The following is a 13,804-nucleotide window of genomic DNA, read 5'->3' as shown; positions in this document are numbered from 1 at the left end:
ATAAGTGTTTTTAATCAATCCAATTATGAGTCGTAATCCACGTATTGACAATAGGAGGTCACTTCATATTATCTAGAAACTATCGCACAAAATGCTGCAACTACTATCGCAAAAGGTAGTTTGGGATTCTTTGAATCATTGGATCCAACCGACAAGTCTGGGGCTCAAGCTGTTTTAAACGGATACATCCTTGAGTCAGATGGAAAATTAGATAGCGAATTAATTAAGTATACTAAATTGGGTGATGAAAATGATGCAACAAGCTTAGAAAATATGAAGGCTGCTATTGAGTATTTAAAAGAGTGTAATGCGATTCGTGAAAAAGATGGAGTGGCTCCTTTAAAGGTAGATTACTACACTATGGCATTAACTCAGTTAAAGGCAAATTGGTCCGCAAAAACGGATGAAGGTCATTATTCTAAACTATATTGTAATGGTGAAAATATTGCCAATGGTTATGGTGGATTTATGGGAAGTCCATTTAAGGGTTGGTATACCGAAGAAAAAGTAGTGTATGACTATATTTGTCAAAAATATGGAACAGGATTATCTGAATATGACACAAATAAATATGCTAAACAAATTCAAAATGATCCTACATTATTAAAAGAAGCAATTGATGCTTGTGGATTTCATTATTATACAACAAGTGAGGGCCTCACTGAAAAACAAGTGTTGATGCTTAACCAAAACCACATTCAAGTTGGACATTACTTTAATGTAATTGAAAATCGTTTTGTATCAACTGGATTTGCGATTAATCAGCATGGAACAATGGGAACGGGTAATTTCTTTGCTCAGGATTTTATGTGTGATACGAATACGTCTTATCATAACCATACGCATATTATTAGAACAGTTGAAGAGTTTGAAAAAGAATTTAATGCTTATTATGATTCACTAATGAATGCACAGGCAAATTATAATAGAGCAAAAGCTGAGTTAAGTGAAATTGCTTCTGAAAAGGTAGCTGAAGAAACAAAATTGAGTGGTTTAAATACACAAAAATCAAATAAAGTGGCTGAAAAGGGTACTTTAGAAAATAATAAGAAAGAGGCTGAATCTAAATTAAAAGAAGCTCAGAATGTTTATGATAAATTAAAAAAGGAAATTTCTGATATGAAGGCTCCTGGTTATACTTCGACTATTGATGGTCAAATTACATCGTTACGTAATGATTTAGATGCTAAAAATGGAGAACTTGCAAATGCAAAAGTAAATCTTGCTTCAGCTAAGTCTTCTTTGGAAACTGCTGGTAAAGATGTAGCTAAAAAGTTTGATGAGAATACAAAGGCACAAAATGATGTAACTTCTAAAGGTGATAAATTAAGTCGTGTACAGCGTAAAAAGCAAGAAACTAAAAAAGCAGCTGATGCTCTAAAATTAAAGGTTGATCAATTAAATGCTGATATTCCAGCAAAGAAAGCGTTGGAGTCTAAGGCTAAAGATACTGTTGATACTGCGACTTCTAATCAAAAGTCTGTGTCTGATGAATTGGATGTTGCTAAGAACAATGTATTGACTAAGCAACAAGATGTTGATGGTAAAAAAGCAACAATGGATGCAAAGAAGAGATTGTATGATCAATTTGTTAATAGGGATCAAGAATTAAATAGATTGTATGATTCTATGAATAAGGCTTTGGATGAATTGGATGAGGTAAACAAGGCTTTTGATTTAACAAATGAAGATATTAAAAATAATTCTACTTTAATTTCGAATTTAAAATCTCGTATGTTAACGTTGAAACAAACTTTAAAAGAATTGGATAATGTTTCTAAGAACTATGCTGAAATCAAGAATAATCCTGAAACAGAAGTATACGTATCCGAATTAGATGATGCATTGTTCTTGAACTTACATGGATTAGTTCAGAGTGCAAAAGATTTGTTGGTTAACTATAGAGGTGTTTATGAAGAAAATGCGGATGTTGTTGAACAAAGAAGACAATTGTATTCTGAAATGTTAGGTTATGAAGCTGATTTGGTTTTATATGAAAAAGGTTTAACTACAGCAAAAGATAACTTGAACAAGTATTTAGATGTTGAGAAGAAAAAAGAGGAGGCTAATAAAAAGGCTGAGTCTGAAAAGAATACAACAAAAGTAGTAGACACTAAGAAAAATACAACTACTGTAAATACGGGTGTTAATACAGACTTCGAATTAAGCTTGGTTGCACTCGCTGCTAGTATGGGTATAGCTATTTCTTTATTAAAAAAGAAAAAAATGAATAGTTAGATAATTTGTTGAGTATCGTTTCTAAAAAGCGGTACTCTTTTTATATAGGTAAATTTATGTATCATTCGTTAAGTGGGTTTGTGTGCATATGATGATTTATGGTTAGTTTGTTTGTGAAAACGCTTTATTTGTGGTTGATGGATTGGTTTTGTAGTTTTAAAATGTGTATATAGGAGGGTTTGAAAATGAATAGATTAACTAAACAGTTACTGTCATTGGGGTTGAGTGTAGTAACTGTGGCTGGTATGGCTTCGCCAGTGTTGGCAGATGATGAAGTTTCAACAACAGAACCAGAAACAACTGAGGTTGCCAAACAATCAACAGATGTTGTAGATCAGCCTAATGAAAATGTTGCAGATCAACCGACAGAGAATACTGAGAAGCCTGTTGAATCAAACAATGAAACGGTGGAATATGTTGTTGATGTTTATTTAGATGGTAAGCAAGAGATTACTCCAACTTCAATACAGTTGTCTAAGAATTGGTCTGAATTAGAGGTAAGGAATTATATTGAAGAGAATTTTGCATATGGTCGTATCATTGTGTCTTTAGAAACTAAAGAAAATTCGCAATATCCGAATGCTACTTATTATGTTTTAAATTTGGAAACGCCAAAAGAAGTGAGTGATGACTACAAAATTATTTTGAATGTGAATGGTGTTGAGACTACACAGAATGTTCATCTTACGGAAGATGATTTTAGAATATATGGTACTGTGTATCAATATATCAAATTAAAATGTATTCCGGATGGATATCATATTGATTATACTAAAGGAAAAGATTTAAGCCGTGGAATTGTATTATCGGGTTCAAATACGTATAGAGCGTATTTGTTAAAGAATTCTGAGGCTACTTCGAAAAAGAAATTTACAGTTAAAGTATTAAAGGCTGAAAGATCTTTGGTTGATGAATTTGAAAGTGCGAGTGTAGAGTATAATACGATTGAATATGATAGTGAAGATAGAACTGGAATTGAAGATTATATTATTAAGACTTGTTTGCCTAAGGGTTATATTGTAAACGAGAGTTATGCATTAAATGATATTTATCAACTTGATGATAGTACTTATTGTATGGTGGCTTACAAGATTCAGAATAATGAAGAGATTGCAGATCCTGATAATTGGACAACATATCACTTTATTTATGAAGATGAAAATGGACATAATGTTATTGAAACTCGTCTTGATACTTTAATTCGAAAAGACAATTGTTTTACTTTATCTGATAATTTGGCAATTCCAAAAGGCTATAAGACAATTGGTGATAAGTTTTATGTAGATGGAAAAGATGCTGATGGTTTTCCGATTGTGAAAGTTAAGCTTGAAAAGGGAGAACAAAAAACAGCTATCACTTATAGATTGTATAAGAGTTCTGATGGTACGAATGTTAAGTTCAAAACTGTAAATGTATTTGCACAGGATATTGATAAAAACAAAAATGGTGCAATTGATGATGAAGAACTGGAAGCTGTAGTTCCAAAGGGATATAAAAATTCTGGATTGTCACCTCAAGCTGGAGGCGTTATTTACCAGGATTCTGTTTCTGTGCAATCAGGATATAAAATGTCTTTATTCTTAGAAGAACTATTTACAGTAACAAAACCTTCTAGCTCTAATGAGGCAGCTACTATTACTGGTGTGGATACAACTGAAAAACTAGCTAATAGTTTAAATGAACAACAACAAGTGGCTTATGATGAAGCTGTTAAAGAAGGTAAGAAAATTGAATTTAAGCCAGTTGTAAAAGATGAAATCAAGGCTTCTGATAAAAAGTTATTATTAGCTTATTCGGATGATGAAGATACTGAAGTGGTAAATGCATTTGATATTGAAATTGAACTTGTGATTGATGATAAGAAAGAGGGCAATATTTCTGAGACTGCTGGTAAGTTGACATTCCAAGTAGCTATTCCTGAAACTTTAAAGAAAGATGGTCGTAAGTTCTATGTATTACGTGCTCATGATGGTAAGGTTGAAAAACTTCCTGTAAATGAGGATGGAACATTTGAAACAGATAAGTTCTCTTCTTATATGTTAGTTTATGAGGATGTTAAGGAAACAACTCCGGAGACGAAACCGGAAGTTAAGCCTGAAGTAAAACCAGAAGTGAAACCTGAGACAAAACCGGAGGTAAAGCCTGAGACAAAGCCGGAAACAAAACCGGAAGTTAAGCCTGAAGTAAAACCTGGAACTAGTACAGAAACTAAACCAGAAGTAAAACCAGTTGCTAAGCCAACTACAACAGATACAAAGAAAAACAATACAGTTAAGAAAGATGTTAAGAAGAATAAGAAGGTAAATACAAGTACAAAGACTTCTAGTACATTGTTTACTGGATTATTGGGTATTTCTATTGTTGGCTTAGGTGCAGTAGAAGTGTTGCGTAGAAGAAATAAATAGTTTGATTAGAGGGTAAGTGGATTCTTGCCTTCTTTTTATATGGAAATATAAAAAGAGCGTTTAAGCTCTTTTAGTTTGCCTCTAACATGTCGGCTAGGGAAGTGTCTTGTACAAATGTATTTGCGTTATTCATAAACAATACGTCAGTGATTAAATCGTCTTTAATGAGTCTTGTGTAGTCTTCAAAGTAATATCTGGCGTCTATTACTGTTATTGAATTAAATTGTGGAATCAAGAATGGTATTAGACTATTCGCATAGGAATCTTTGATCAATAGTAGGTGTCTTTTTGAGTTGTTGTCTACATTGATGTGGAATAAGGCTTTGTTGCCTCCCATAAAGACTGTGTATTGGTCTTTTGTTTCGAGTGCGTCTGAGTGATATATGGTTCTTGATTTTTTGTTTGTGGATTCGTCTGTGATGACGTAATCGCATTTATCTTTTGGTACGTAGATATCAATTTCGTCTTTGATGTTTACGCTTCCTGTTTTATTGGCAAGCGTTCCTTCGAAGTTTGTCGTAACTGGATATATTGTATAATCGGATTGTTTGGTTGTTTCAAGGTTAAATGCTTTGGCTATGTCTTGATAGGCATAGTATGAGGCAAGGCTTGTCCAATGGTGGTCCGTTTTATAATATAAGTATTCGTCTTTGTGTTTTCTTAGTGTATTTCGTAAGTCTATTTTTACAATGGAATCATCTAATTGACTATAGATATTGTCTATTTGTTTATCTTGGTTTAGGGTAACAGCATATTTTGGCAGGTACTCTTTTTTTATACTTATCGCATTTGGCACTGTCACAAATCCTACGTTGAGTTCTGGATTGTTTTGTTTAAATGTGTTTATGGCGTTTAGATTTCTTTCGAGTTGTTCCTTGTTTGGCTTGGCTGTTTTTTCTATAAGGCCTTGTTTAGTCAAGAATACGTCTTGTATTTCTTTGATGCCAAATGTTTTTTGAATCAAGTATTTAATGTGTATGTTTTGATCTCTACATATGAATTGATCAGAGAACCATGTGTTTAAGTCTTTTGTGTATTGTCCGGATAATACGTGTTCAATATTCCATGATGGAAAGGTTTGTAGGGGTCTATTTTCAGTTTCGGATTGTTTATGATCAGGAATAATAATATTTGTAGTCATTATTATTAAGGTTGCAACACTAACAACTTTGGCTAGGCTGCTTGCCATAATGCTTGAATATTTGTGTTTCATGTTAGACCTCCTTTTCTAGAATGCGAAGTATAGGAAGGAATGGTAGGTTCCTCCTACAATAAATGCGATGCATACGATTAATAAAATTATGTAGATTGTCCATGTTGTGTATACGGCTTTCATTTTGTATTGGTTGTATACAAAGATTTGAATTCTGTCATAGACTTTTGTACTGAGTAGAATGGCGAGTACGAATAGTATAAAATAGGTTTTCAACATAAACTTGGCTTGGTTATTTGCGAAGGTTGTTGCGCCTATACCTATCATTTTTCCAAGTGTTGTAAATGCAGTCGTGATATTTGGACTCATAAAGAATACCCATCCAATTAATACTACGAGTAATGTATAGATGTGGGATATTGGTTTTGGAAGTTTTTCGAGTTTTTCTCTTAAGAAGAATTTTTCTAGGAGTAAAAGACATCCATAATAGAGTCCCCATAGAATGAATGTCCAGTTGGCTCCGTGCCATAACCCTGTGCAAAACCATACGATAAAGATGTTTCTTATGTATGTGTTTTTGTCTACGCGATTTCCACCTAATGGAATGTATAGGTAGTCTCTAAACCATTGGGATAGAGAGATGTGCCATTTTCTCCAGAAGTCTTGTACAGATGTGGCTGTGTATGGGTGGTCGAAGTTTGGTTTGAAGTCAAAGCCAAAGAATCTTGAGAGTCCGATGGCCATGTCTGAATAGCCGGAGAAGTCAAAATAGATTTGCAGCATGTATGAAATGGCTAATAGCCATACGCCTAGAGTGGAAGTGTTATTTTGAAGTATGGAGTAGACATACGATAATTGATCGGCTAACAATACTTTTTTTATTAAACCTTTACTGAATAGAACCATGCCAGATGCGTATTGTACTTTTGAGAGGGTTCTATTTGTTAGTTGGTCTTCCATTTCGTGGTAGGAAACAATGGGTCCCATACTGATTTTTCCAAAGAAGCTTACATATAATGTGAAGAGTATAATGTTTTTTTGTGGTTTACTTTTATTGTTATAAACGTCGAATATGTATGAGAGTTCACTGAATGTAAAGAAGGATAGTCCTACGGGTAAGGCTATTTTAAGATTGGATTGTATGTGGAGTATGTCCATTAAAAATCCTGTGTATTTATAGAATCCAAGAATGAATAGGTTAACGACTACGGATACTATGAGTAGTATTTTTTTAGTTTTTTCATCGTCTTGTGCTTCGAGTTCGAATGCTGTGAAGTAGTTCCATAGAATGGATAGAATGAGTAGTACAACATAGATTGGGTTGGACCATGCATAGAAGAGTAGGCTTAATAGTACTAATAGAATGTTTTGTAGCTTAGTGTTTCTTATGAGTTTTGTGAGTAGAACACTAATGGGTAAGAAACAAAATAAGAATATTAAATCTGTGAATACCATATTTTATTCCCCCTCACTCAATACGTTTTTGAATTGGTCATTCATTGTGTTTGCATCTTCTTTTACTGCATATAAGGCGAAGTTTGCGTGAATATCAATAACAGCGGTTTTTAATAGCTCTGCTTGTTGTGGTGCATAGCCTTCAAAGATGCCTTTTTGATTTTTAACTCTTTTTTCAATTGTTTCTCTAAATTGTTCTTGTTGAGAATGGTCTTTAAATTGAACTAAGACAAATTCACTAGCACTCATGGCATCGTCTGATTTAAAGTAGATCACACTTTCATATTGTGCTGGATCTAAGTCTAGAAATCGCTTCATACTTAAATTATCTTGTTGGCTAAGTCCATCAAGATTGATGTTTTCTAATGTGTTATTTTGAACTTCTTCCATAGTTTTCGTACTGTCTTTGTCGTGTGCGAAATTTGTGGATAGTAAAATAATGAATCCGATGAGAACGAATCCTTTTAAAATGGTGAATACATATTTTTTCATAATCCCTATGCCCCTTATAATTTGATTGTGATTACTTCAATTGTATCATAAATTCTATGCTATAATTTGACTAAAGGGGATATAAACATGAAAAAGTTTGGGATTATCGGATTGGTTGTATGTATTTGTTTACTTACGGGTTGTAAAAGTCATAATGAGGGTGTTTCTTATATTAAGGAACAGGAGAGTTTGGATACGAAAGAATTGTCTAAGCATTTAACGGATAAGCGTATTGAAGAAAAGTTGACCATGGTTAAAGATGGAACATTAGATGTATTTTCTATGTTTGAAGATTATGTTATTTATGGGGATTCTCGTGTATATGGATTTGCGTCTTATGGTTATTTGCCTTGGAATCGTGTGTTTGCGGATGCAGGAAACACAATTTTGAATATTTCGGATTATAGTGAGGTATTAAAAGAGATCAATCCTTCGAATATTTATTTCTCCTATGGAGTGAATGATATGGGATTGGATTTAAAGACGGAGAATGGAACGTATGGGGATTTGTATGAAGAAAAAGTAAAGGGTGTTTTAGAGATTTGTCCCAATGCGAATATATTTATTAATTCTATTGTTTGTCCTACGCCGGCTGCGGTTGAAGAACATTCTCAATGGGGTAAAACAGATGATTTTAATAGTCAAATACAAGAGATGTGTCAAAGAAATGGTTGGAATTATGTAGATATTTCAGATATCACTAATCATGGTGAGGATGCGTATTATCAAGAGGATGGAGTCCATTATATTCAGGATTTATATCCTGTATGGGCTGAAAGAATGATTGATGAAACAATTAAAGTTATTGGATAGAAGGATTTAATATTCTTCTATTTTTTTGATATTATCACATAATTTTAATATACCCCTTATCTAAAGATGATATTACAAGAATATGATTTGACTTTTTCAACTTTTTTTGTTTCAGGCTTTTTATTATGGTATACTTTTCTACGTAGAGAAATTCTCTACAAAAATAGGAGAGTGTTTTTATGTATTCGAAATATGGAAAGCGAACGATAGATTTTCTTTTGAGTTTGGCTGGAATCATAATCTTATCTCCACTATTGATTGTATTAATGGTTTTAATTAAGGTGACTTCTCCGGGACCTGTGTTTTTTAAGCAGAAGCGTGTGGGAATTCATAAGTCTTATTTTAATATTTTAAAGTTTAGAACAATGCGTATTGATACACCGAAAGACATGCCTACGCATTTATTGGAAAATCCAGATCAATATATTACGAGTATTGGTAAATTTTTGAGAAAGACGTCTTTGGATGAGCTTCCACAATTGTTTAATATATTTAAAGGGGAAATGGCAATTGTGGGTCCAAGACCTGCTCTATGGAATCAATATGATTTAATTGAATTGAGAGATCATTATGGCGCTAATGATGTACTTCCTGGTCTTACTGGTTGGGCTCAGGTAAATGGTCGTGATGAGTTGGAAATAGATGTTAAGGCTAAGCTTGATGGAGAGTATTGTAAGAATTTAAGTTTTTCATTTGATGGGAAATGTTTTTTTATGACAATCTTTTCCGTGTTAAAACATGATGGGGTTGTCGAAGGTGGTACGGGAAGTATCCATAATAAAGATAATAATAACTAGGGGATAGTTATAAGGTCTTAAAATTTATCATTTGTAGGTTGGAGAGTTATTTATGGTCGTAGCATTAGTATATGCGTTTGATACATGTTTGGATCGTATTAATTTATTGAAGAAATACTACACTTCTAAGGGGTTTGATGTTGTGAGTGTAACTTCAAATTTTTCGCATAGAAAAAAAGCGGTTTATCAAGCTGAAGCTGATGTTGTGATTCCTGTTCGTGAGTATCATAGAAATCTTTCTGCGGACAGAATCTTGTCTCATATTGAGTTTTCTGAAAAGGCAAGAAAGGCTATGGAAGACATTCAACCAGATTTAATTCATTGTATTATTCCGTGCAATACGCTTGTAAAAGAAATGGCAAAATATAAAAAGAAACATCATAATGTTAAAGTGATGTATGACATTATTGATTTATGGCCAGAATCCATGCCGATTGATCGATATAAGGGATTATTGCCTTTTAAAATATGGAAGAATAATCGTGATAAGTATTTATCAAGTGGGGATGTTGTTTTCTGTGAATGTGAATTGTTTAAGAAATATGTAAATTGTGGCAATGTCTTATATTGGGCAATCGATAGAGAATGTCTTCCAATGAATCCAGATTTAAGCGAGGATGAGTTGCAATTCTGTTATTTGGGTTCGATAAATAATATTATAGACATTCCTAGAATCACTGCTTTTTTAAGGGAGTGCAGTGTTCATAAAAAGTGTACATTACATATTATTGGTGATGGTGAAAATAAAGAATATTTCATTCAAGAAGTATTATGTGTAGGAGTCAATGTAGTTGACCATAAGGAAGTATATGACTTCCAGCGTAAACAAGAAGTATTTGATCAGTGTAATTATGGCTTTAATGTCATGAAGTCTAGTGTAGTAGTTGGGTTGACTATGAAATCACTAGACTATATGTGTGCTGGTTTACCGATTATTAATACGATTAAAGGGGATACAAAAGATTTTTGTGAGGAATGGGATATTGGTTTCAATTTGAAGAAGTCAAATATAAAAGAAGTGGCAGAACAGATTTGTTCAGAAAGTATAGATGTGCAGCTTCAAAGAAGAAAAAATATGCAGACTCTATACAATACGTATTTTACAAAAAAACGTTTTTATGAAGTTTTAGATAAAGTTTTAGATTTATAAAAATGTGTTTAACACATTTTTTTTGATTGGAGGTATTCGAATGAATATATTACATATTTCTCCATATGTACCAAGCTTGCATACAAATCATGCTGGTGGTGTGTGTATGGGAAAACAGGTAGAAGCATTACGTAAAAAGCATAATGTTTTTGTCTTATCATTCATTACTATGCCTTTAGAAGAAAAATTGGTAAAAGAAGAATATGATACGAACAATAGTTATTTTATTCGTATTTCAAATAAAGATAGAATTAAACAAGGACTTTTGCATTTAAATAAACCATTGATGTTTTCTGCACGTACCTCTAATGAATTTAAAAATAAGTTCTTGGAAATAATTGAAGAAAAACAGATTGATGCGATTCATTGTGAATATACAGCAATGGCTCAATATATTTGGATAAAAGAAAAATATCCAAACATCATGTTTAATATTGTGGAGCATGACGTGACTCGACAGTCGTTTTATAGAAAAGCAAATGATTCAACAGGGTTGAAGAAATTGTTCTGGAAGTGGCAGTTAAAATTAGCTGCAAAATTGGAAAAAGAATATTGTTCTAAAGCAAATCATGTGATTGCAGTAAATTCTAAGGATGAAAGACTACTTCATGAATATTATGGATTAAATAATGTTGAATTAATGAATCCGTATTATGGAGTAGACTTTGATGAAATTTCAAATAAACAGGTTGATAAGATTAAGAAATCAATTTGTTTTATTGGGCAAATGGGAAGAGAAGAGAATCATTTGGCTGCAATGCGTTTAATTCAGATTGTAAAATCTTTAAATAGAGACGATATTAAATTAACAATTATTGGGGCTCATCCTAATGAAGAATTATTAAAACAGGAATGTGATAATATTCATATTACTGGATTTGTTGATAGTATTGAAGATGAGATTTTAAAGAATGAAATTGCAGTTTTCCCATTAACTTTGGGAGCTGGTATTAAGCTAAAGGTATTATTAGCTTGTGGACTTGGATTACCTGTCATTACGACAGATATTGGTGCTGAAGGTATTGATGAGGATGGAAGTACATTAATTCTTGCTCAGACGGATGAACAAATAAAAAAAGAAATTTTAAATTTAATTGATAATCCAGATAAAATTAAACTTAAATCTAATGAAAGTAAAGAATTTGTACAAAAATATTTTAGTTGGAATAAAACGGTTGAATTATTTGATCGATTATATGAGGTGAGAAAATGATAATCACAAAGACACCATTTAGAATGTCTTTCTTTGGCGGCGGAACAGATATGGAATCTTTCTTCAAAGAAAATGGAGGTTCTGTATTATCTACAACATTTGATAAATATTGTTATGTCAATGTTAGACATCTACCTAGATTTTTTGATTATTCAACGGAGTTGAGTTATTCAAAAACAGAACGAGTTACTAGTATAGATGATATTGAACATCCCGCAATTCGTAATGCGATGAAAATGTTGGATATGCATGAAATACGATTAACATATGAAGCGGATTTACCGGCTAGAAGTGGTTTAGGTACATCTAGTTCTTTTGCGGTAGGTATGTTAAATGCATTTTATGCTTTAAAAGGGAAATATGCATCAAAGAAGCAATTAGCTGATGAAGCTATCTATTTAGAGCGAGTACTTTGTAATGAAACTGGAGGATGGCAGGATCAAATTGCGGCTAGTTTTGGTGGATTTAATCGTATTGATTTTAATGCGGATGGATATACAGTTCATCCTGTAATTGTTTCACCTCAAAGAAAACAACAACTAAATAATAATTTAATGATGTTCTTTACTGGATTCACGCGATTTTCAAGTGAAATTCAAAAGGCAAATAAGCTTGATGATGAAAGTAAGACAAAACAATTAAAACAGATGCTTACATTGGTGGATGAGGCAGAAAGTATTTTAACGGATCAATCAAAAGATTTAGATGATTTTGGAAGGTTACTTGATGTTACTTGGAAATTGAAAAGACAGACAGGTAAATCTGTATCAACAAGTAACATTGATAATTTATATGATAAAGGAATTGCTGCAGGTGCTTTAGGTGGCAAATTATTAGGCGCAGGTGGTGGAGGCTTTTTAGTTTTCTATGTTACACCAGAAAAACAAGCAGCTGTAAAAGAAGCAATGAAGGATTTATTATATATTCCATTTAAATTTGAAGATAGCGGTACTCAGGTGATTTATTATGGCCCGGAAGACTATTCACCATTGGAGGTTGAATGATGAAGGTTGTAATAATGGCAGGCGGCAAAGGAACTCGTATCACAAGTGTTGCTTCCGATATTCCTAAACCAATGATTTTAATTGAAGGAAAACCTGTACTTGAGCATGAAATTGAATGTTTGAGAAAACAAGGTTTTACAGATATTATTTTAACTGTTTCTCACTTAGGGGATATTATTATGGACTATTTTCAAGATGGTTCTAAATTTGGTGTTCATATTGAATATTATTTTGAAAAAGAGCCATTAGGAAATGCAGGAGCGTTATTTAAAATTAAAGATAAGTTGACTGAAGACTTTCTTTTATTGAATGCAGATGCCATGTTTGATGTGAATTTTAATCGTTTTGTAGATTTTCATAAACAACACAATGCTATGGCAACATTATTTACCCATCCAAATAGTCATCCTTATGATAGTGGCTTGATTATTTCAAATGAACACAATCAAGTAGAAAAATGGCTAGCTAAAGAAGATGAAAGACCAATGTATTATAAAAATCGTGTCAATGCTGGTCTACATGTGATAAGTCCAGAAGTACTGAATCAAGTAATAGATACACAAAAGATAGATTTAGATAGACAATTACTTAAACCTCTTGCGGGTACTAAAAAGATGTATTGTTATGATAGTCCTGAATATGTTAAAGATATGGGAACACCTGAAAGATATTATGCAGTCTGTGAAGATTTTAAAGCTGGAAGAGTGCAATCTAAGAATTTGTCCAATAAACAGAAGGCAATCTTTTTAGATCGTGACGGAACAATAAATAAGTATGTTGGCTTTTTAAGAGAAATTGATCAATTTGAATTATTACCAAAAGTATCTGAGGCTATTAAGAAAATTAATGATTCTGGATATTTAGCTATTGTTGTTACAAATCAACCTGTAATAGCTAGAGGTGAAGTAACATTTGAGCAACTTGATCAAATCCATAATAAAATGGAGACTTTATTGGGAAAAGATGGTGCTTATCTTGATGGCATCTATTTCTGCCCGCACCATCCACATAAGGGATTTGAAGGGGAAATTCCTGAATTAAAAGTGGAGTGTGAATGTAGAAAGCCTAAACCTGGTATGTTGCT

Annotated in this window: 11 protein-coding genes; 8 read left to right on the top strand and 3 right to left on the bottom strand. The window is 32.8% G+C overall.

What is annotated here, in order from left to right:
* Window positions 1–138 precede the first annotated feature (138 nt).
* Both Q0F58_RS12850 and Q0F58_RS12845 read left to right on the top strand, forming a co-directional pair.
* Entirely contained in the window at window positions 139–2,238 is a 2,100-nt protein-coding gene (locus Q0F58_RS12850; protein WP_294377216.1) for a CAP domain-containing protein, read from the top strand.
* A 185-nt stretch (window positions 2,239–2,423) separates the two neighbouring features.
* Entirely contained in the window at window positions 2,424–4,643 is a 2,220-nt protein-coding gene (locus Q0F58_RS12845; RefSeq protein WP_294377213.1) for a hypothetical protein, read from the top strand.
* Between the two features lie 70 nt (window positions 4,644–4,713).
* Here the strand turns inward: Q0F58_RS12845 and Q0F58_RS12840 are convergent, their stop codons facing one another.
* Genes Q0F58_RS12840 through Q0F58_RS12830 form a run of 3 tightly spaced genes read right to left on the bottom strand, consistent with a single transcriptional unit; the run spans window position 4,714 to window position 7,743 of the window.
* The gene (locus Q0F58_RS12840; protein ID WP_294377210.1) at window positions 4,714–5,856 is read right to left on the bottom strand and encodes a DHHW family protein; all 1,143 of its coding nucleotides are present in this window, start codon (window positions 5,854–5,856) and stop codon (window positions 4,714–4,716) included.
* Window positions 5,857–5,871: 15 nt separating this feature from the next.
* Entirely contained in the window at window positions 5,872–7,251 is a 1,380-nt protein-coding gene (locus Q0F58_RS12835) for an MBOAT family protein (RefSeq protein WP_294377208.1), read from the bottom strand.
* 3 nt (window positions 7,252–7,254) lie between these two features.
* Window positions 7,255–7,743 (bottom strand): DUF4358 domain-containing protein, encoded by a 489-nt coding sequence (locus tag Q0F58_RS12830; RefSeq protein ID WP_294377206.1) that lies wholly within the window; start codon window positions 7,741–7,743, stop codon window positions 7,255–7,257.
* An 87-nt stretch (window positions 7,744–7,830) separates the two neighbouring features.
* Between Q0F58_RS12830 and Q0F58_RS12825 the strand changes: the two genes are divergently transcribed.
* The 6 genes from Q0F58_RS12825 to Q0F58_RS12800 all read left to right on the top strand — a co-directional run.
* Complete coding sequence (locus Q0F58_RS12825; RefSeq protein WP_294377205.1) at window positions 7,831–8,556, top strand: SGNH/GDSL hydrolase family protein; 726 nt, start codon at window positions 7,831–7,833, stop codon at window positions 8,554–8,556.
* Window positions 8,557–8,735: 179 nt separating this feature from the next.
* Complete coding sequence (locus Q0F58_RS12820; RefSeq protein WP_294377203.1) at window positions 8,736–9,353, top strand: sugar transferase; 618 nt, start codon at window positions 8,736–8,738, stop codon at window positions 9,351–9,353.
* A 52-nt stretch (window positions 9,354–9,405) separates the two neighbouring features.
* The gene (locus Q0F58_RS12815; protein ID WP_294377201.1) at window positions 9,406–10,503 is read left to right on the top strand and encodes a glycosyltransferase; all 1,098 of its coding nucleotides are present in this window, start codon (window positions 9,406–9,408) and stop codon (window positions 10,501–10,503) included.
* A gap of 106 nt (window positions 10,504–10,609) precedes the next feature.
* Complete coding sequence (locus Q0F58_RS12810) at window positions 10,610–11,716, top strand: glycosyltransferase family 4 protein (RefSeq protein WP_294377199.1); 1,107 nt, start codon at window positions 10,610–10,612, stop codon at window positions 11,714–11,716.
* Window positions 11,717–11,952: 236 nt separating this feature from the next.
* The gene (locus tag Q0F58_RS12805; protein ID WP_367118184.1) at window positions 11,953–12,720 is read left to right on the top strand and encodes a kinase; all 768 of its coding nucleotides are present in this window, start codon (window positions 11,953–11,955) and stop codon (window positions 12,718–12,720) included.
* Window positions 12,720–13,804, top strand: a 1,085-nt coding sequence (locus Q0F58_RS12800) for an HAD-IIIA family hydrolase (RefSeq protein WP_294377193.1), incomplete at its 3' end; no start/stop codon positions are given. The genes Q0F58_RS12805 and Q0F58_RS12800, both read left to right, overlap by 1 nt.

The organism is uncultured Clostridium sp. (assembly GCF_934754915.1).
Taxonomy (GTDB): Bacteria; Bacillota; Clostridia; order Clostridiales; family Clostridiaceae; genus Clostridium.
This window is presented reverse-complemented; position numbering and strand designations above follow the sequence as displayed.